General features: G+C 40.7%; 16 protein-coding genes. 13 read left to right on the forward strand and 3 right to left on the reverse strand.

Translation table 11 applies throughout. The annotated features are described in order from the left end of the window. From SLS51_RS19760 to ychH, 9 genes are all read left to right on the forward strand, one after another. Positions 1-2,872, forward strand: a 2,872-nt coding sequence (locus tag SLS51_RS19760; RefSeq protein ID WP_323840305.1) for an Ig-like domain-containing protein, incomplete at its 5' end; no start/stop codon positions are given. Positions 2,873-3,538: 666 nt separating this feature from the next. Further along, entirely contained in the window at positions 3,539-5,035 is a 1,497-nt protein-coding gene (locus SLS51_RS19765; RefSeq protein WP_323840306.1) for a hypothetical protein, read from the forward strand. Positions 5,036-5,580: 545 nt separating this feature from the next. Then, positions 5,581-7,083, forward strand: coding sequence for a hypothetical protein (locus SLS51_RS19770; protein WP_323840307.1), 1,503 nt, complete (start codon positions 5,581-5,583; stop codon positions 7,081-7,083). A 387-nt stretch (positions 7,084-7,470) separates the two neighbouring features. Then, positions 7,471-8,976, forward strand: a complete 1,506-nt coding sequence (locus SLS51_RS19775; protein WP_323840308.1) for a hypothetical protein — start codon at positions 7,471-7,473, stop codon at positions 8,974-8,976. A gap of 443 nt (positions 8,977-9,419) precedes the next feature. Continuing rightward, on the forward strand, positions 9,420-10,922 hold the full coding sequence (locus SLS51_RS19780; protein ID WP_323840309.1) for a hypothetical protein: 1,503 nt from the start codon (positions 9,420-9,422) through the stop codon (positions 10,920-10,922). 144 nt (positions 10,923-11,066) lie between these two features. Then, positions 11,067-11,753 (forward strand): hypothetical protein, encoded by a 687-nt coding sequence (locus SLS51_RS19785; RefSeq protein WP_323840310.1) that lies wholly within the window; start codon positions 11,067-11,069, stop codon positions 11,751-11,753. Further along, positions 11,750-13,075 (forward strand): hypothetical protein, encoded by a 1,326-nt coding sequence (locus SLS51_RS19790; protein ID WP_323840311.1) that lies wholly within the window; start codon positions 11,750-11,752, stop codon positions 13,073-13,075. The genes SLS51_RS19785 and SLS51_RS19790 overlap by 4 nt, the downstream gene beginning before the upstream one ends. A 95-nt stretch (positions 13,076-13,170) precedes the next feature. Next, positions 13,171-14,139 (forward strand): Ig-like domain-containing protein, encoded by a 969-nt coding sequence (locus SLS51_RS19795; RefSeq protein ID WP_323840312.1) that lies wholly within the window; start codon positions 13,171-13,173, stop codon positions 14,137-14,139. A 463-nt stretch (positions 14,140-14,602) separates the two neighbouring features. Beyond that, a complete protein-coding gene (gene ychH / locus SLS51_RS19800; protein WP_323840313.1) occupies positions 14,603-14,878 on the forward strand; it encodes a stress-induced protein YchH in 276 nt (91 codons plus the stop codon). 106 nt (positions 14,879-14,984) lie between these two features. Here ychH and prs read toward each other — a convergent pair whose 3' ends face one another. From prs to lolB, 3 genes are all read right to left on the reverse strand, one after another. Then, positions 14,985-15,932: a ribose-phosphate diphosphokinase gene (gene prs / locus SLS51_RS19805; RefSeq protein ID WP_323840328.1), complete on the reverse strand. Its 948-nt coding sequence runs from the start codon at positions 15,930-15,932 to the stop codon at positions 14,985-14,987. 63 nt (positions 15,933-15,995) lie between these two features. Continuing rightward, a complete protein-coding gene (ispE, locus tag SLS51_RS19810) occupies positions 15,996-16,871 on the reverse strand; it encodes a 4-(cytidine 5'-diphospho)-2-C-methyl-D-erythritol kinase (RefSeq protein ID WP_323840314.1) in 876 nt (291 codons plus the stop codon). Continuing rightward, on the reverse strand, positions 16,871-17,494 hold the full coding sequence (gene lolB / locus SLS51_RS19815) for a lipoprotein insertase outer membrane protein LolB (RefSeq protein WP_323840315.1): 624 nt from the start codon (positions 17,492-17,494) through the stop codon (positions 16,871-16,873). The genes ispE and lolB overlap by 1 nt, the downstream gene beginning before the upstream one ends. Positions 17,495-17,830: 336 nt before the next feature. Between lolB and hemA the strand changes: the two genes are divergently transcribed. The 4 genes from hemA to sirB1 are packed head-to-tail and all read left to right on the forward strand — an operon-like array spanning position 17,831 to position 21,848. After that, positions 17,831-19,093: a glutamyl-tRNA reductase gene (gene hemA / locus SLS51_RS19820; protein ID WP_323840316.1), complete on the forward strand. Its 1,263-nt coding sequence runs from the start codon at positions 17,831-17,833 to the stop codon at positions 19,091-19,093. 31 nt (positions 19,094-19,124) lie between these two features. Beyond that, on the forward strand, positions 19,125-20,207 hold the full coding sequence (gene prfA, locus SLS51_RS19825; RefSeq protein ID WP_323840317.1) for a peptide chain release factor 1: 1,083 nt from the start codon (positions 19,125-19,127) through the stop codon (positions 20,205-20,207). After that, the gene (gene prmC, locus SLS51_RS19830) at positions 20,207-21,055 is read left to right on the forward strand and encodes a peptide chain release factor N(5)-glutamine methyltransferase (protein WP_323840318.1); all 849 of its coding nucleotides are present in this window, start codon (positions 20,207-20,209) and stop codon (positions 21,053-21,055) included. The genes prfA and prmC overlap by 1 nt, the downstream gene beginning before the upstream one ends. Then, a complete protein-coding gene (gene sirB1, locus SLS51_RS19835) occupies positions 21,039-21,848 on the forward strand; it encodes an invasion regulator SirB1 (RefSeq protein ID WP_323840319.1) in 810 nt (269 codons plus the stop codon). Before prmC ends, sirB1 begins: the two co-directional genes overlap by 17 nt. The last annotated feature ends 51 nt before the right edge of the window (positions 21,849-21,899 follow it).

Here is a 21,899-nt window from a genome sequence, read left to right on the forward strand (position 1 = left end):
GGTGGGTCAACCGGTCAACATTGACTGGCAGACAGACTCAAAGGTTGACGGACTAAAACTGACGAATCAGAACAATCCGGTGAGTAACGCGCAGGGGCAGGTGACCGCGACCTTAACCAGCACGGCGGCGGTAGAGAATGTGCAGGTATCGGCGAAAACAGCCAGCCAGCAGACGGCGGAGAACGCGAACGGCAAAGTCAGTTTTACGGAGTTCAGCGCCAGCTATTATGTCGCCAGCGTGGCGGTGGAAGTGGATAAAGACAAGAAGCACTACAACAACGGCAGTGACAGTTATACCTTCACGGCGACGGTGGTGGATGGGCATGGCAAGCCGGTAGCGGATAAACCAATCGACATTGACTGGCAGACAGATCCAAAGGTTGACGGGCTAAAACTGACGAAACAGAACAACTCGGTGAGTAACGCGCAGGGTCAGGTGACTGCGACGTTAAGTAGCACAGTGGTGGTATCTGATGTGCAGGTATCGGCGAAAACAGCAAGCCAGAAGACGGCGGAGAACGCGAACGGTAAAGTCAGTTTTACGGAGTACAGCGCCAGCTATTATGTCGCCAGCGTGACGGTGGATGCGGATAAAGACAAGGCGCACTACAACAACGGCAGTGACAGTTATACCTTCACGGCGACGGTGGTGGATGGGCATGGCAAGCCGGTGGCGGATAAACCGATCGACATTGACTGGCAGACAAATCCAACGGTTGACGGGTTAAAACTGACGAAACAGAACAATCCGGTGAGTAACGCGCAGGGGCAGGTGACCGCGACCTTAACCAGCACGGCGGCGGTAGAGAATGTGCAGGTATCGGCGAAAACAGCCAGCCAGAAGACGGCGGAGAACGCGAACGGTAAAGTCAGTTTTACGGAGTACAGCGCCAGCTATTATGTCACCGGCGTGACGGTGGAAGTGGATAAAGACAAGGCGCACTACAACAACGGCAGTGACAGTTATACCTTCACGGCAACGGTGAAGGACGGGCACGGCAATCTGGTGGTGGGTCAACCGGTCGACATTGACTGGCAGACAGATCCAAAGGTTGACGGGCTAAAACTGACGAAACAGAACAGCCCGGTGAGTAACGCGCAGGGACAGGTGACGGCGACGTTAAGCAGCACAGTGGTGGTATCTGATGTGCAGGTATCGGCGAAAACAGCCAGCCAGAAGACGGCGGAGAACGCGAACGGTAAAGTCAGTTTTACGGAGTACAGCGCCAGCTATTATGTCGCCAGCGTGACGGTGGAGGTGGATAAAGACAAGGCGCACTACAACAACGGCAGTGACAGTTATACCTTCACGGCGACGGTGGTGGATGGGCATGGCAAGCCGGTGGTGGGTCAACCGGTCGACATTGACTGGCAGACAGAGCCAACGGTTGAGGGGTTAAAACTGACGAAACAGAACAACTCAGTGAGTAACGCGCAGGGACAGGTGACCGCGACCTTAACCAGTACAGCGGCGGTGGAGAATGTGCAGGTATCGGCGAAAACAGCCAGCCAGAAGACGGCGGAGAACGCGAACGGGAAAGTCAGTTTTACGGAGTTCAGCACCAGCTATTATGTCTCCAGCGTGACGGTGGATGCGGATAAAGACAAGGAGCACTACAACAACGGCAGTGACAGTTATACCTTCACGGCGACAGTAAAGGATGGGCACGGCAATCTGGTGGCGGATAAACCGATTGAGATTGACTGGCAGACAGATCCAAAGGCTGATGGGCTAAAACTGACGAAACAGAACAACTCGGTGAGTAACGCGCAGGGGCAGGTGACCGCGACCTTAACCAGTACAGTGGTAGCGATTGATGTACAAGTATCGGCAAAAACGGCTACTCAGCAGACGCCAATGAATGCGGATAAAAAAGTCAGTTTTATCAGCCCTGATGAGCTTGCTTCTCTTACTGTTAGCCCAGATCACGTAACAGAAGGAGAAGGCGAGGGGCATACTTATACCTTTACTGCCACAGTAAAAGATTTTTCCGGGCAGGCGAAAAGCGGTGTTGCGGTGGCCTGGAGTGTGACAAATAGTAAGGGAGTTACCATCACTGATAAAAACCTAGTTACTCAGGTAGTGGGTGATGGTAAAACAGATGCTGATGGGAAAGCGCAATATCAGATATATAGTAAAAGTGGCGGGTTTGTTGCTGTTATGGTAACGGCCAAAGTGAATGATTCATCTGTTGGCTCTAAGAATAAAACGGTAGAAATTAAGGCTAATGAGCAGGATGTTGCTAACTTCTTTATATTGGATTATCACCATAAAGATAGAGAATTGCTCGGGCGTTCAGTACCAAAGGAAAGAATGAACTTTGGCTGGCAAGGAATGAAGTTTAAATCTGAGTATTTGCCTGGAAAAGCAGGAATATCTGGTGGTTATATTGGAGTATATGATTCAAGTAATAGGAACGTAATTGATGTGGATGGAGAGCGTTTTCAAGTTAAAAAAGCAGGAATGGTTACATTAACTGCAACGTTTACACACCCAGAATCTGGTCGGTATTTAAAATATGTTATTCCTGATGTGAAAATTAACCATTTTATAATTTTTGATCCTAACCCGATAGGGCCGGGGATTGGTTACCCTGATCGGAAGAGTCGTATTGACCAGAGTAAACCTTTACCTTGGTGTACAAGAGGAAATAGGATACAAGAGAGTGATCTTGGTAAATCAATTGATTATCTGGTTAATAATTTGGATTTAGATCTTATTCAAAAGGGTTTATTAGGTGATCCAACTAAAGGATCGATGACTGAAATAAGAATGGGCGGGCTACAAAAAGATGATACAAAAATTCAGGCTCATTTGTTGGATAATAGTGGTTTAGCTTCAAGTGCTTATGTGGTTTTATGTGAGGAGTAGGGGGAAATAAATAGGTAGCAAGCATCATTTATAGAAGAGCATTATTTTGATAGGAAATTAGGTGTTTGTTACTTATTGGTGTTTAATTTTAATATGAGATTTAATATGTTGACACTTACGGCAGATATCGTTTCAGGAATAACGGTTTTAGAAGCGTGTCCAATTGTCATTACTGTGACTTATAGTGAAAACGTAGCCATGTTATCTTCTCGTTATTTTAACAGATTCAGACCCTAATTAGCGATCACAGAGGTTTCTCGTACATTAGCTGTAATTAGAATTTTTACTCACCAAGGCCATTTAAAACTTGGACAGCGAGGAAAAAGCAATTATTTAATTATTCACTGAAATTAATTTAGATGATATTATTAATATGAATGTCTACGATGATGGTATTGTGTGAGAGGAGTTAGATTAAGTATTTATTACTATTGATCCTCATACATTAATCAAGGAATATGTGGAGAAAGCACTGTATCCCACTTTATGATACCTTTTGGATAAAGAATACATTGCTATTACAGTAATGGCTAAAGTAAATAGTTTATTTATGTGAGAAGTAGGGAGGATATAATAGATAGTCAGCATCATTGTAGAAGAACATTATTTTGATAGAAATTAGGTGGTTGTTACTTGTTGGTGTTTAACTTTAATATGAGGTTTAATATGTCGACACTTACAGCAGATATAATTTCAGGAATAACGGTTTTAGAAGAGTGCCCGGTTGTTATCACGGTGACTTATTCAGGCGATGATACTCACAAAGTAACGGGTTCGACTGACATAGTGTACGATAACCCGAAAAATACCCGTTTTGATGAAATCCCTCGTATTTCAAGAGATGTTGAGAAAAATACCTGTACTGCGAAATTTGTTGTTACTGCTGGTTCTGGAGCCGGTGATTTCACCATAACATTTTCAATGGATAGGGCTACGGACCCCGATGCTAAATTGGAAATTGCATTTCATTCTATTGATAAAAACGGTTTTTCATATGCAGCATTTGAACCTATAGTTATTGGTGATGCGTTGATAAAAGATTTATCTCCGGCAGCGGATCATGAGAAACCTTCTGAATCAAATGGTAGCCTCCTTGTTAATCTATATGCGCTGAGTAGAACAAATGATCCATTACCCTATTTTCAAATTCCTCTGGTAACTGATAGGATAGTGCGTATTTTTGGGTATGATGGAGAAAAAATTACGGAAGAAATATCTCCTTTTATTCAAATATTAAATAGTAATAAATATTATATTAATACGGATAAAAACGGTTTTGTTGCTTTAAGTGTTTTCCCCAGTCAGAAAGGGAAGGGGAACTATGCAGTTGATATGTTTACAGAATTGCCGGATTTTTCAAAGAGATCTTCATCGAATATTCTGTTTATTACAGAAGATATTGACCCAACGCTTGCTGCGCCAGATATTGAAGAGTTGAATGGTAATAAATTAGCGCCATTAGTAGGAAATAGTAGTACAGGTTTCCATGTGAGTATTCCATTCTATGAAGGTGTTAGACCGAGAGATAGAATTTTCTTAATGATCAGAGAAGATAATGACGAAACACCAAGTGCGTCTGTTGTTATTACTGATCTGAATCAGTTGAATGATCCGTTTATTTTAGTTCCATATGCTAGTGTTCCAAATATTGGCGATAATGAGTTATATTATTATAGGGCTGATATAACAGAAAATATAACTATGTCATCAGCCCTCTATTTTAATCTAACGAGGTCAGCACCAAATGTACCACCAGAGATTAAGCGTACATTAGCTGCACCTAGAATTTTTAGTCATATACTACAGTTGGAATTCGGATGGCCAGCTTGGATCAACCTTAACGATATATTAGGCGGAGGATTAGATGCCTATATTGCTGTGGATAAAAAAAGTGGAATAGAGGTAAATAATATTATCAATATACGTGTTTATGCTAATGGTATTATAAATGATAATCCATCTTCGAAACTTTATCCTATTGAGCCTCATACGGTAACTGCCGAAGAAGTAGCGGTAGGAAAAGCTATTATTCCGCTTGGTCAGGCAGCTTTTGCTAATATAGATTCATATCGTGATGGTACGCCAGGCTCAGTTTATATCACTTACAGCGTAGGCAGAAAAGAATCTAAGATTTGGTTTGGATACATTGATACTGTTCCGTAGACTCATATCGTGGTGATGTGCCAAGCTTAGTTTATATTACTTACAGTGTAGGTCAAAAGGAATCTAAGATCTGGTTTGGACATATTGATATTGTTCCATCTGGAAAATAGATTTAGTTGATTGAGTTTTTACCTGTTTATTGGGAAATGCGTAAGCATTTTCCATTTTTCCGAACATATTTCTTATTTGTGAACTGGCGATTTCTTTATTACCGAACTATAATATTTTATTAGGCGTTGTCATTTTATCTTCAACAATAAATTATGGGGTTAATGGTGACAGTATGAATAATGGCAGGCATGGCGAAAAGTGATTTAACAATTACCGTAATCTTAACCTGTAACTATATAGGGTATATTTGGGTATAAAGCTTATGCTGCGAATGGTGGATTTATTACTATTACAGTAATGGTTAAAATAATTTATTTATGAGAAAAATAGGAAGGAGGTAATAGAGAGTAAGCATCGTTGTATAAACGCATTATTTTGATAGAAAATTAAGTGTTTGTTACTGATTGGTGTTTAACTTTAATATGAGGTTTAATATGTCGACACTTACAACAGATATCGTTTCAGGAATAACGGTTTTAGAAGAGTGCCCGGTTGTTATCACGGTGACTTATTCAGGTGATAAGACTCATAAAGTAACGGAATCGACTGACATAGTGTACAGTCACCCAGAAAATACCCGTTTTGATGAAACCGCTCGTATTTCAAGAGATGTCGAAAATAATATCTGCACTGCGAAATTTATTGTTACTGCTGCTTCTGGTGCCAGTGATTTCACCATAACATTCTCAATGGATAAGGTTACGGACCCTGATGCTAAATTGGAAATTGCGTTTCATTCTATTGATAAAAATGGTTTTTCACATGCAGCGTTCGAACCTATCATTATTGGCGATTCGCTGATAAAAGATTTATCTCCGGCAGCAGATAATGAGGTGCCTTCTGAATTTAATGGCAGCCTGCTTATTAATATCTATGCGTTGAGTGAAAAAAATGAGCCGTTACCCTATTTTCAAATTCCTCTGGTAACGGATAAGCCAGTGCGTATTTTTGGGTATGATAAGGAACAAATTACGGAAGAAATATTGCCTTTTGTTCGAAAATTCGATAGTAATAAATACTATATTAATACGGATAAAAACGGTTTTGTTGTTTTAAGGATTTTCCCCAGTCAGAAAGAGAATAGTAACTATTCGGTTGATATGTTCACAGAATTGCTGGATTTTTCGAAAAAAACTTTATCAAATATTCTATTTATTACAAAAGACATTGCTCCAACCCTTGCAACGCCAGATATTGAAGAACTGAGTGGTAATAAATTAACGCCATCAATAGGATATAGCAGTACAGGTTTCCATGTGAGTATCCCATTTTATGAAGGTGTTAGACCGAAAGACACAGTTTTCTTAATGATCAGAGAAGATAATGACGAAACGCCAAGTGCGTCTGCTGTCATTACTGATCTAAATCAGTTGAATAATCCGTTTATTTTAGTTCCATATGCCAGTGTTCCAAATATTGGCGGTAATGAGTTATACTATTATATCGCTGATGCAACGGGAAATATCACTATGTCATCTGCCCTCTATTTTAATTTAACGAGGTCAGTGCCAAATGTACCACCAGAGATTCAGCGCATATTAGCGAGACCTATAATTTTGAATCATAGAACGCAATCGGAATTTAGCTGGCCAGGTACAATTAATCTTAACGGTATCTTAGGAGGAGGGTTGGATGTCTATATTGCTGTGGGTAAAAACAGTGGAATAGAGGTAAATAATGTCATTAATGTACGTATTTACGTTAATGGTATTGTAAATGAGAATCCATCTTCGAAACTTTATTCTGTTGATCCTCATACGGTAACTGCCGAAGAAGTGGAGGCTGGAGAGACTATTATTCCGCTTGGTCAGACGCCTTTTACTAATATAGACTCATATCGTGATGGTACGACAGGCTCAGTTTATATCACTTACAGCGTAGGCCAAAAGGAATCTAAGATTTGGTTTGGATACATTGATACTGTTCCAGCAAGATAATAAATTTAACTGATTGAGATTTTTCTTGTTTGTTAACTGGCGATTTCTTTATTATATACTATAATATTTTATTAAGCATTGTCATTTTATTTTTAATCACGGAATCACGGAATGAATAATGGTAAACATGGCGAAAAGCGATTTAGCAATTATTGTAATCTTAATCCCAGATATATTGTAACTATATAGGGTATACTTGGATGTAAAGCTTATGTTATGAGTAGTGGATTTATTGCTATTACTTTAACAGCTAAAGTAAATAATTTATTTATGTGATAAACAGGAAGGAGGTAATAGATAATAAGCATCGTTGTATAAACGCATTATTTTGATAGAAAATTAAGTGTTTGTTACTTATAGATGTTTAACTTTAATATGAGGTTTAATATGTCGACACTTACAACAGATATCGTTTCAGGAATAACGGTTTTAGAAGAGTGCCCGGTTGTTATCACGGTGACTTATTCAGGTGATAAGACTCATAAAGTAACGGAATCGACTGACATAGTGTACAGTCACCCAGAAAATACCCGTTTTGATGAAACTGCTCGTATTTCAAGAGATGTCGAAAATAATATCTGCACTGCGAAATTTATTGTTACTGCTGCTTCTGGTGCCAGTGATTTCACCATAACCTTTTCAATGGATAAGGTTACGGACCCTGATGCTAAATTGGAAATTGCGTTTCATCCTATTGATAAAAATGGTTTTTCACATGCAGCGTTCGAACCTATCATTATTGGCGATTCGCTGATAAAAGATTTATCTCCGGCAGCAGATAATGAGGAACCTTCTGAATTTAATGGCAGCCTCCTTATTAATATCTATGCGCTGAGTGAAAAAAATGAGCCGTTACCCTATTTCCAAATCCCTCTGGTAATTGATAAGTTAGTGCGTGTTTTTGGATATGATGGAGAACAAATTACGGAAGAAATATTGCCTCTTATTTTACATTACAGTAATAATAAATACTATATTAATACAAATAATGAAGGTTTTGTTGCTTTAAGGGTTTTCCCTTATAAGAAGAAGAATAGTAATTATACAGTTGATATGTTCACAGAATTACCGGATTTTTCAAAGAAATCTTTATCAAATATTCTGTTTATTACAAAAGACATTGCTCCAACGCTTGCGGCACCAGATATTGCAGAGTTGAATGGCAATAAATTGACTCCATCAGAAGGAAATAGCAGTACAGGTTTTCATGTGAATATTCCATTTTATGAAGGTTTTAGACCGAAAGATAGAATTTTCTTAATGATCAGAGAAGATAATGCCGAAATGTCAAGTGTGTCTACTGTCATTAATGATTTAAATCAGTTGGATAATTCGTTTATTTTAGTTCCATATGCCAATATTCCCAATATTGGTGGTAATGAGTTATATTATTATATGGCTGATGCAATGGGAAATATCACCATGTCATCTGCCCTCTATTTTGATTTAACGAGTTCAGTACCAAATGAGCCACCAGAGATTAGGCGTATATTAGCGAGACCTAGAATTTTTAATCATAAACGACAGGAGGAATTTGGCTGGCCAGGTAAGATTAGTTTTCAGTATATTTTAGGTGGAGGGTTGGATGCCCATATTGCTGTGGGTAAAAACAGTGGAATAGAGGTAAATAATGTCATTAATGTACGTATTTACGTTAATGGTATTGTAAATGGGAACCCATCCTCAAAAATTTATTCTGTTGAACCTCATACAGTAACTGCTGACGAAGTGGCGGCTGGTGAGGCTATTATTCTGCTTGGTCAGGCACCTTTTACTAATGTAGATTCATATAGTGATGGTACGCCAGGCTCGGTTTATATCACTTATAGCGTAGGCAAAAAAGAATCTAAGATTTGGTTTGGACATATTGATACCGTTCCACCTAGACAATAAATTTAACTGATTGGGCTTTTACCTGTTTATGGAAAATGCATAAGCGTTTTCCATTTTCTCGGACATATTGCTTATTTGTGAACTGGCGATTTCTTTATTACCGAATTATAATGTTTTATTAAGTGTTTTTATCTTCAACAATAAATCATGGAACTAATGGTGACAGTATGAATAATGGTAAACATAGCGAAAAATGATTTAACAATTACCCTAATCTTTACCCAAAAATAGGGTGATTATATAGGGTATACTTGGATATAAAATTTATGCTCTGAGTGGTGGGTTTATTGTTATTACAGTAACAACTAAAGTAAATAGTTTATTTGTGTGAGAAACAGGAAGGAGATAATAGGTAGTCAGCATCATTGTGGAAGTGCATTAATTTTGATAGAAAATTAGATGTTTTTTACTTATTGATGTTTAAATTTAATATGAGGTTCAATATGTCGACACTTACAGCAGATATCGTTTCAGGAATAACGGTTTTAGAAGAGTGCCCAGTTGTTATTACTGTGACTTATTCAGGTGATGAGATCCATAAAGTAACGGAAACGACTGATATAGTGTACAGTGACCAGCAAGGTGTCAGTTTTGATGAGACTCCTCGTATTTCAAGGGATGTCAAGAATAATACTTGCACCGCAAAATTTGTTGTTACTGCCAATTCTGGTGCCGGTGATTTTACCATAATATTTTCAATGGATAATACTACGGACCCCGATGCTAAATTAGAGATAACATTTTATCCTATTGATAAAAATGGTTTTTCACATGCAGCGTTTGAACCTATCATTATTGGCGATTCGTTGATAAAAGATTTCTCTCCGGCAGAGGATGATGAACGACCTTCTGAATTGAATGGCAGCCTGCTTATTAATATCTATGCGTTGAGCAAAACAAGTGAGCCGTTACCCTATTTTCAAATCCCTCTGGTAACTGATAGAATAGTGCGTATTTTTGGGTATGATGGAGAACAAATTACGGCGGAGATATCTCCTTTTATTCGAAAGTTAAGTAGTAATAAATATTATATTAATACGGATGAAAACGGTTTTGTTGCTTTAAGGATTTTCCCCGGTCAGAAAGGGAAGGGGAACTATGCGGTTGATATATTCACAGAATTGCCGGATTTCTCAAAGAAATCTTCATCAAATATTCTGTTTATTACAGAAGACATTAATCCAACCCTTGAAATGCCAGATATTGAAGAATTGGACGGTGATAAATTAACACCATTAGTAGGAAATAGCAGTACAGGTTTTCATGTGAGTATCCCATTTTATGAAAGTGTTAAACCGAGAGATAGAATTTTCTTAATGATCAGAGAAGATGATGATGAAACGCCAAGTGCGTCTGCTGTCATTACTGATCTGAATCAATTGAATAGTCCGTTTATTTCAGTTCCATATGCCAGTGTTCCAAATATTGGCGATAATGAGTTATATTATTATATGGCTGATACAACGGGAAATATAACTATGTCATCTGCTCTCTATTTTAATTTAACGAGATCAGTGCCCAGTCAACCACCAAATATTAGGCGTACATTAGCAGCACCTAGAATTTTTACTCATAAAGATCAGAGTGAACTTGGACAGCGAGGTAAGATCAATCTTGTAAAAATTTTAGGGGGAGGGCTGGATGCGCGTATTGCTGTGGGTAAAAAAAATGGAATAGATGTGGATAGTGTTATCAAGGTACGTATTTACGTTAATGGTGTTGTCAATGATATTCCATCTTCAAAAATTTATTCTCTTGAACCCCATACGGTAACTGCCGACGAAGTGGCGGCTGGAGAGGCGATTATTCTGCTGGGTCAGGCACCTTTTACCGGTGTAGATTCGTATGATGATGGACCAGGATTAGTTTATGTCACTTACAGTGTAAGAATAAAGAATTCCAAGATTTGGTTTGGACTCATTGATACGGTTCCACCTGGACAATAAATTTAACTGATTGAACTTTTATTTTTTTATTGGAAAATGCATAAGCGTTTTCCATTTTCTAGGAAATATTGCTTATTTGTGAACTGGCGATTTTTTATTGTAGGTTATCTTCAATTAATAAATCATGGAGTTAATGGTGACAGTATGAATAACGGCATGTCAAGTGTGATTATCACAGAAAACGCGGCGATAAGTGATTTAACCGATTACCCTAATCTTAATCCCAAAAATATTGTGACTGTATATGGTCTACCTGGGTATAAATTCTATGCTACGACATCTGCCGGTGCTTCTATTGTAGACGATAATATTAATGTAGATCAGATCATATTGACGTTAGATGGGGCTGGAAAAGGGCATTTTTATGTTCGTTCTCCGTTTGAACATAAAAATATTAAAAATAGCGAAGAATTTTCGGCTCTTTTGATGATGGCCCCACAAGAGGATATCAATAAGGTAATATCTTTTCCGCTTATTTTTGGTAATTATCGTCAGTCTGATGAAGCTATAGTATTTACCGCCTATAATTATACTACAGGCGCTCCGGCAGATGGGGAGACGCCTTGCTCGATATATCTTTTTATTGATCGTGAACATAATGATGATATTAATCAAATCCGTATAAGAGTGAATAATAATGCTCTCATCGATGGTTATAATAAAGGCTGGGCCGATATTCCATTAAAGGAGGATGGTAGTGCGACAGTGAATGTGATTAGCAACACAGTAGGTAAAGTTAATGTTTGGCTAACAGTACCTGATTCGGATTCAGGCGATAAAGTCAATTTTGTTTTATCGTTCAGACCGATTCCAATGGGAGGTGAAATATGATTATCAATAACGACAATACACTTATTTCTTTATCGTCGCCAGAGTTGCCGCAAGCAGATAATAATGGTCTGATTGATGTTTCTGTTCAACAGAACCAAGATTTAATTATCAAAGTACCCTATCATAAAAAGCTAAAAATCTGGGATGCAATAGTGGTCAGTGTTGGGGGAATCCTTTCTCGTCCCTATTATATTCAGAATATTAATAATATTTTTTTTACTGTAACTATTCCGTTCTCTGAAATACCGGATGGTTGCTATAATGTGACTTATACATCAGCCGATGATTTCGAGAATGAAAATTTCTCTAAACCGGCTGTTATTAAAATTATTAATTCCCCATCGATAAAATTATTACCATCAATTTATCCAGATTCAACATCTGGCGTGATTCACTATTCATCTCTTGTACAACATCGTGGGTTAAATGTGCATATCAGTTATCAGCAGATGCAGAAAGGCGATAGCGTCATATTCCACTGGCAAGGGCATAATTTTGACTATGAGCCGATTGCGAGGGCGGCCTGGGATGCACAACCAATAATAGTCAGTGATGAGGATGTTAAGCAGGGTTATGTTTCTTTAGTGGTGCCGGCGGAAAATGTGCTTTGTTTGGGGCAAGAGGGCGTGGGAACCGGGTATTATGAGGTTGGTAATAATAGTTCTGCTCCAGGTTCAGTGATATTGTCGCTAACGGATATGTCATCTGCCATGATATCAATTAGTGAAGGTGCGCCGATGGTATCTAATGAATATCCCAGAATAAACCCGAAAAATTTAGCTGTGGTTTATGGGCCGCCAGGAAAGAGATTATCGGCCAGTGTTGAATCAGGCAGTATTGTTGAAGGGGGTGGTGCAAAATATCAGTTTGCCCCTAATAGTTTCGGGCTGGCTTATTTCCATTTGCAATCTGAGGTAGCGGGTAGTTTTCGTTGTACTGTTTCGGCGGAGGATGGTTCTATAACACCGGGTGTAAGTCAGGCAGTATTTAGTGAGTGGAGAGATGGAGGAAATATTATCAGTGCTTATGCATTTACCTCTGAAGTACCTGCTGATGGCATGAGTGTTTGTAGTGGTTATGTTATTGTGGACCGTACTGTCTATTCCGGTAAAAGATTACTTGTTCGTACTGATGGCTCCGCGATAATTTCAGGTTATGGTGATAATGAAAGAGAGTTGCAGGTTGCGATTAGTAAAGATGGTTGTACAACTTTCCATATAACTAATACCAAAGCAGAAAAAAATAATGTGATAATAAGTTTACCCGATACTGATAAGTCGATTCAATTTTCTATTAATTTTAAACACTTTCCTTTTGTTTAACGTAAGGAATATTGTTAATTAGTATAATGTTATCAACTTGAAATTATTTTTTTAACTTTAATTCGTTGATGATAGTGATAAATTAGGAGAATGAAATGAATGACGATCAAGAACCAAAAGAGGCTAAAACATTAAATTGGCTATCAAGTGAAAAAACAGAAACTGCGGATAAACCGATAGATATCAGTGTAAGCGCAATCCAGGATGGTTATTTATTGCATGGGGTGAATATAATTTTCACGTTAGATAATCAATCTATGGTATTTAAAGAGAATAATGATCGTAAAATTATAAAAGGTACAGGAGTACTGGGTAAGGTATCAGTTGAAATAATCTCTACTGATTCAACTCCGTGTCAAGGGAATGTGTATGCTTGCTTGGAAGATGATACTCAAATAGAAGCCCCTCCTCTCCAGGTCGAGTTTACTGTTGCTCCTCAATCGGTGGCAGTGCTTAATCTTGACTTAGAAAAAAATAATGCATGGACTAAGAGTGCCGATGAAAATAAGGTAGTTGCAACGGTGTATGATCGGTTGGGTAATGGAATTAAAAACCAAGAAATAACCTTCTATGCAGATAGTGGGGCAACAGTAGTTCCGTCGTCGGGGATGACAAATAAAGATGGTAAGATAACGGCGTCAATACAATCTAGTCGTGCTGGTGAAGTGATGCTAATGGCACAAGCGGGAGCTATTGAAAAGGCTATAGCTATGTGTTTCACGTATAATCCATATCAGTTAAAGATTATAAAATTTCCGGCTGTGCTGTATTCATTTTCAAGCGGTATTATAGCTGGGTATTTATATAAGAATGGCGTAGGTGAACCTAATGTAACTATAGGAATATCTATGGGATCTTATCTGTCATTGAGTGATCAAGACAAACATATGACTACCGATAAAAATGGCTATTTTAGCTTTAGAGTTTCTTCTTCTTATACTCGTGGGTATTCGCCTCATAATCATGTATCTCCCATGAATGAATTTGCATCGGTGTATATAAGTTGTATTGATGGGAGGGTATATTTTCAAGCGTGGATAGAATTAACCCCAGGGCTATATTAGGCGTTGGATATTTGGGGATGCTGATTGATGGTTACTCATTGAAAAATTAGACAAATCCCCTGTTTTTAGCCGTTATCATGCAGTGTGAAAATAAGATGATTTTTATTATCCCGGTAGGAATCATTGATTAAGAATATATAACCTGGATGGAATTTCACAACTATCATTGTTATACATCAATATTTAGTTAAAAACCTGAACTTCTCTTTAAGCGAAGTTCAGGCTATGTAATTCATTATTTCTTCATGTTATTTCTCACAATGATGAGGGAATTGTTATTAAATCTCCTTTAGTTGTGATCGTGTCCGCAATGACCTTTTATGAAATAGGGCTATACTATAAATAGGCTATAAAGTTATATAGAGTCAATTAACGTTAGCTGTTGAATTTTCGGTTCTTAGTGTTCACGGAGAGTGTGTATTAACGGAAAGTGTGTATTAACGAAGAGTGTTGGAGGTAACATATGAAACGTCAAAGTGCCTTCATAGTCGGTAATGTATTGATGGGTGTTGGTATGTTCACCATAGTGAGTAGCCTGGCTTATACATTACTGCCTCACATCTTCGGTTTTGGCTGGCCTGAGTTTTTATCTGAAGCAGCGCTATTAGGCGTTTTTATTGGCGGGCTTGTTTGGTTGGCTGGTGCCGGTGTGGGAGGTCGGGAAGGTGTGGCAGATCGTTATTGGTGGCTAAGAAACTATGATGAGCGTTATCGTCGTGGTAGTCATCGGTATCCATAACAAAAATGGAGAAGTATTACTATTCCAGAGTAAGCAGAAAACCCGTTGAAGCTCTTGTACAACGGGTTTTTTTCTTAAATAGCGATAGATGAGTACAACTTATTTATTAGTGCTCAAACATCGCAGAAATTGACTCTTCATTACTGATTCGTCGGATCGCTTCAGCTAACATACCGGACAAAGTGAGCGTACGAACTTTGTTGAGTGCTTTGATCTCAGCAGACAATGGGATGGTGTCACAAACAACCACTTCATCAATCACCGAGTTTTTAATGTTGTCCACCGCATTGCCGGAGAAAATCGGGTGAGTAGCATAGGCAAATACACGTTTTGCTCCGCGTTCTTTCAATGCTTCAGCCGCTTTGCATAAGGTGCCTCCGGTATCGATCATGTCATCGACCAGCACGCAGTCGCGGCCAGCGACATCACCGATAATATGCATCACTTGAGAAACGTTAGCGCGTGGGCGGCGTTTATCGATGATGGCCATATCGGTATCATTCAGCAGCTTAGCAATAGCACGTGCGCGGACAACCCCGCCAATATCCGGGGAAACAACGATAGGGTTTTCTAACTTTTTCTGTAGCATATCTTCCAGCAGAATTGGGCTGCCAAATACGTTATCAACCGGAACATCAAAGAAACCTTGGATCTGCTCAGCATGTAGATCAACGGTCAGTACGCGGTCTACACCGACACTGGATAGGAAGTCTGCAACAACTTTGGCGGTAATTGGCACACGGGCGGAACGGACTCGACGGTCCTGACGGGCATAACCGAAATAAGGGATTACTGCGGTAATACGTCCTGCGGAAGCACGACGCAGTGCATCAACCATAACGACTAATTCCATCAGGTTGTCGTTAGTCGGTGCACAAGTGGACTGGATGATGAAAATATCACCACCACGCACATTTTCGTTAACTTGCACGCTGACTTCACCGTCGCTGAAACGGCCGACAGCAGCATCTCCAAGATTAGTGTACAGGCGGTTGGCAACACGTTGTGCTAGTTCCGGGATAGCGTTACCAGCAAAAAGCTTCATATCGGGCACGAGAAAGACCTCAGGCTTGCGTCCAGAGAGATATTGTTGACCAATGTTAAATAACATATTTATTCATTGGTTCAATAACACGGGTATCCCAGAGCGGAAATTGTGCAAAGGTGAATTGTTAACGCCACGCGCAACAAAACCCTGCAACCACTCAGGGGCTTGATTTAACACCTTACGGGCCGATGCTTCTGATTCAAATTCACCGAATACACATGCACCGGTTCCGGTCAGGCGTGACGGCGCGTATTCTAGCAGCCATGAAAGAAGCTGTTCAACCTTACGGAAACGTTTTCTTACAAGAGATTCACAATCATTTAGGTACGGAGCCTTTAATAATGCGGCCAGAGGGCGAATTGGTGTATCACGTTTTAATTCTGGATCTGTGAAGACACGCAGAGTTGAGATTTCAATACCAGGATGCGCAACCAGATACCATTTTTCTTCCGGCTCTGCTATGTGCAGGATTTCACCAATACCTTCTGCGAATGCGGCATGCCCTTTGGCAAAGATGGGCACATCAGCACCAAGACTCACGCCGAGGGCTGCCAGTGTTTCGTCTGTGAAACCGGTTTGCCAGTGATAATTCAGGGCTATGAGTACGGTAGCGGCATTGGATGAACCTCCGCCTAACCCACCGCCCACTGGCAGACGTTTGTTGATCTGAATATCAGCACCTTTATGAGCAATACCCGTATGGTGTTTGTCGCTGTAGGATCGCAAGAGACGTGCTGCGCGAACAATCAGGTTGTTATCGTGTTCCACTCCCTCTACGGGTGTCAGTAAACGAATTTCATTATCCTGACGAGGGGTAATTGTAATTTCATCACCATAATTAAGAAATTGAAATAGCGTTTGTAACTGGTGGTAACCGTCAGCGCGACGACCGGTGATATAGAGAAATAGGTTCAGTTTTGCCGGTGAGGGCCAAGTTAATGTCATTATTTTGTGGTCCAGTTATCCATTTTCAGTTTAATGCGGCGATCACCCTGAATCAGTTCCAGACGGTTGGGAAGGGCGGGGGTGGTTGAGGTATCGTAGGATTGATAGTTAACCTGCCAAGTCGCGCCATTTTGCTGATAATTGACGGTTTTCAATAAATAGCTAGCATCCAGTTTAAAGTTTTTGGCATCACCGGGGAGACCCGTTATCCAATGCCGCAGATTATCTAATGGAATATCCATATCGGTGAGCTGGTAAATTATCTCTTCGGGGTTATCACTAAAATATTTTTTACCTTGGCTATCGGTTAATTGCGTCATGTTTGGCTGAACGATCAGCTCTAATTCCGTGCTGCCCAGTGGGTTAGTCAGTAATAAACGGTAGCGTTCAGGATGATATTGTTGCCAGAAAAAGCGGGCATAAACTTTTTTCTCATTAGACAGATAGGCAAAAGATCCACGTGTTTGATATTGATTTAATTGCTGTAGCTGTTGGGTATGTGTTCGCCATTGGGGTGAATCCGCCGAACCTGTTCCGCTCGGTTGCGTTAATGTACAGGCGGTCAACAGTACACAAGAGAGTGGCAATAGGCGGAATAATGATAATTTTTGTATTGGCTTCATCGGTAATCCCTGTTTAATAACGTGAAAACTTTTACATCACTTAATAATGAAGAATGAACTATTAATCCAGTTAAATTTCAAAAAAATGTTCTGAATAATGATATCAGACACTGCTGATTGTCTTTTATTGAGCTGAGGTATCAAGTAGAATGCACAGCTTATAAGAGTCCTTATTAAGGGTGATGATTTCATCAATATTATACCCTATGGATTTCAAGATGCGTCGCGACGGCAAGGGAGCGAGCGCAGCCAACAAAGAGGCAACTTGAAGGATAATGGGTATAGAATGTTTTTTACGATGAACTGTCTCCCTGCTGATAACTCAATGAAGTTGATATGACTTTGTTAGCACTTGGTATTAACCATAAAACGGCCCCTGTATCTTTGCGTGAACGGGTGACTTTTTCTCCAGACACGATTGGTGAAGCACTTGATAACCTCCTCCAGCATCCCCTGGTGAAAGGGGGGGTTGTATTGTCAACGTGTAATCGTACGGAACTTTATCTCAGCGTAGAGCAGCAAGATAATCTGTATGAGCAGTTAATTGGCTGGTTGTGTGAATACCATCAACTCAATCCTAGAGAGCTAAGATCCAGTATTTACTGGCATTGTGATAATGAAGCTGTTAGCCACTTGATGAGAGTGGCGAGTGGGCTGGACTCGTTGGTACTTGGAGAACCTCAGATTCTTGGGCAAGTGAAGAAAGCATTTGCCGAGTCGCAGCACAGCCACTCTTTATCGAGTGAACTGGAGCGACTATTTCAGAAATCATTTTCTGTTGCCAAGCGCGTCAGAACGGAAACAGAGATTGGTTCGAATGCGGTTTCTGTTGCATTTGCCGCTTGTACCTTGGCGCGGCAGATTTTTGAATCACTTTCTGAACTGAATATTTTGTTGGTAGGTGCCGGAGAAACCATTGAGCTAGCGGCTCGTCATTTGAAAGAGCATCGTGTGCACCATATGATGATTGCTAACAGGACGAAAGAGAAGGCACAGGTATTGGCTGATGAAGTTCAGGCGGAAGTGATCACCTTGCCTGAAATTGACATACGTTTAGCTGAAGCCGATATTGTTATCAGTTCGACTGCCAGCCCGTTGCCTATTATCGGTAAAGGGATGGTTGAACGTGCATTAAAGTTACGCCGTAACCAACCGATGTTGCTCATTGATATTGCGGTTCCTCGGGATATAGAGCCTGATGTGGAAAAACTCAATAGCGTCTATCTCTACAGTGTTGACGATTTGCAGGCAATTATTCAGCAGAATCTTGCACAGCGCAAAGCAGCGGCGGTTCAGGCTGAATGTATTGTTCAGCAGGAAAGCCGCTATTTTATGGACTGGTTGCGTGCGCAGGGCGCAGTGAATTCAATCCTTGAGTATCGTAATCAGGCAGAGCAGGTGCGGGCTGAAATGGCCGCTAAAGCACTGACTGCTATCAATCAGGGAGCTGACGTAGAACAGGCAATCAATCAATTGACTCATCAATTGATGAACCGCCTGATACATGCTCCTACCAAATCACTCCAGCAAGCAGCCAGCAATGGTGACTTGGAGCGTCTTAATTTATTACGTGACAGCCTAGGGCTGGAGCATAATTAACCATATTTCGGAATAGGGTCTGAAACCAAGAATGAAGCCTTCTATTGTTGCTAAATTGGAAGCATTACAAGAACGTCACGAGGAAGTTTTGGCTCATCTCGGTGATGCCGATGTGATTGCTGATCAGGAACGTTTTCGTGCTTTATCGCGGGAATATGCTCAACTGACTGATGTGACGAACTGTTTTAAGGCCTGGTGTGCTGTTCAGGATGATCTTAAAGCAGCCGAAATAATGCTTGATGACCCTGAAATGCGGGAAATGGCACAGGAAGAGATCAGGGACGCTAAGGTTCGCAATGAAGAATTAGAGCAGCAACTACAATTGTTGCTGTTGCCGAAAGATCCTGATGATGAGCGTAACTGTTTTCTTGAAGTGCGTGCAGGGACCGGTGGTGATGAAGCGGCTATTTTCGCCGGCGATCTGTTTCGTATGTACAGCCGTTATGCTGAATCCCGGCGTTGGAAAGTTGAGGTCATCAGTGCTAACGATGGTGAGCATGGTGGCTATAAGGAAATTATTGCTAAAGTTTCCGGTGAGCAGGTTTATGGTCATTTAAAATTTGAATCGGGGGGGCATCGTGTTCAACGTGTACCGGAAACCGAATCGCAAGGGCGTATTCACACTTCTGCTTGTACCGTTGCGGTTTTGCCGGAGATCCCGGAAGCCGAGTTGCCGGAAATCAGTTCAGGTGATCTGCGTATTGATACGTTCCGTTCATCGGGGGCGGGTGGACAGCATGTCAACACCACGGATTCCGCCATCCGTATCACTCATATTCCAACTGGCATTGTCGTTGAATGTCAGGATGAACGTTCACAGCATAAAAATAAAGCGAAAGCGATGTCGGTATTGGCGGCACGTATTCGCGCTGCTGAGGTTCGTAAACGTCAGGAAGCGGAAGCTTCTGAGCGCCGTAACTTGTTGGGTTCCGGTGATCGTTCAGATCGCAATCGTACTTACAATTTCCCGCAAGGACGGGTGACGGACCACCGCATTAACCTCACTTTGTACCGCCTTGATGAAGTGATGGAAGGCAAATTGGATATGCTTGTTCAACCGATCGTGAATGAGTATCAGGCTGATCTATTATCGGCTTTGTCAGAGCAGGATTGATGGATTATCAATCTTGGCTTAAACAAGCCACAATACAGTTATCGGCAAGTGACACGCCTAAACGAGAGGCGGAAATTTTGTTGGGGTTTGTCACTCACCATTCCCGAACTTATATATTGGCATTTGGTGAAACTCAGCTAGCGCCAGAGCAGTTCAGCCAGCTTGAGGCTTTACTCGCTCGCCGGGTGAAAGGTGAACCCATTGCCTACATCACCGGTGAGCGTGAATTCTGGTCGTTGCCATTAAATGTCTCTCCCGCTACGTTAATCCCGCGTCCTGACACAGAATGTCTGGTAGAAAAGGCACTTGAACGGCTATCGCTGACACCTTGCCGCATTCTGGATTTGGGAACGGGAACCGGCGCAATTGCATTGGCAATCGCCAGTGAGCGCCCTGATTGCCGGGTTACCGGGGTTGATATCAATCCTGATGCGGTGATGCTGGCGCAGAGCAATGCTGAAAAACTCAAAATACAAAATGTGGATTTTTTGTTAAGCAATTGGTTTTTTTCGTTAAATAATCAACAGTTTGGTATGATTGTCAGTAATCCGCCTTACATAGATGAAACCGATCCACATCTATCTCAGGGCGATGTTCGGTTTGAGCCGGATAGTGCATTAATTGCGGCAAAACAGGGAATTGCTGATCTGAATACCATTATTGATCTATCTCGCCATTTTTTGTTACCTGGTGGGTGGTTGTTATTGGAACATGGTTGGAAACAGGGAAATGTTGTAAGAAGCCTGTTTTCTGAAAGTGGTTATCGGCAGGTGGCTACTTTTCAGGATTATGGCGGTAATGAGCGAATAACACAGGGTCAGTGGAAAAGTGATGAAAGCCATAGCTGATTATGAATTTAATAATGCATCGTTAAGTAGCGGTATCCTGTTAATTTCCCGAACATTGCGTTCTGATTTTCCTCAGCATTCAGTGGAAATGCAGCTTCAAGCATTGATTGATGAAGCCAGACGTGAAATATCTCCGCAGCTAACCATAGAAGAACGGTTGGAAAAATTACTGAGGCTTTTTTATCAAAGTTGGAAATTCGGCGGTGCCAGTGGTGTTTATTGTCTGTCAGATACATTATGGCTAGATAAAGTACTGCAAACCCGCCAAGGTTCCTCTGTTGTTTTAGGGGTAATTCTTATCCATATTGCTCAGGCTTTAGAGCTGCCGTTTATGCCGGTGGTCTTTCCAACACAGTTGATTTTGCGTGTTGATTATCCAGATAACACGGCGAGGTTTATTAATCCACTCAATGGCGAAGCGTTAAGTGAATACGTGCTTGATGTGTGGCTTAAAGGTAACATTAGCCAGACAGCTAAATTAGCAGCCGATGATTTGCAAGGCGCTGATAACGCCAGCATTGTACGTAAAGTGCTGGATATAATAAAAGTCGCGTTAATGGACGAAGGGCAGATGGAATTGGCGCTAAGGACGAGTGAAGCTGTGCTGATATTTGATCCCGACAACCCCTATGAAATACGTGATAGGGGGCTGATTTATGCGGAACTTGATTGTAATCATATTGCGGTTTCTGATTTAAATTATTTTGTGGAGCACTGCCCGGAGGACCCGGTGGCAGAAATGGTCAGAATGCAGATATACGCCATTCAGCAGCAATGCATGGTTTTACATTGAAATTATGGTTTTACATTGAAATTATGGTTTTACATTGAAATTATTGTTTTG

It is taken from the genome of Photorhabdus africana (assembly GCF_035181445.1).
Lineage (GTDB): Bacteria > Pseudomonadota > Gammaproteobacteria > Enterobacterales > Enterobacteriaceae > Photorhabdus > Photorhabdus laumondii.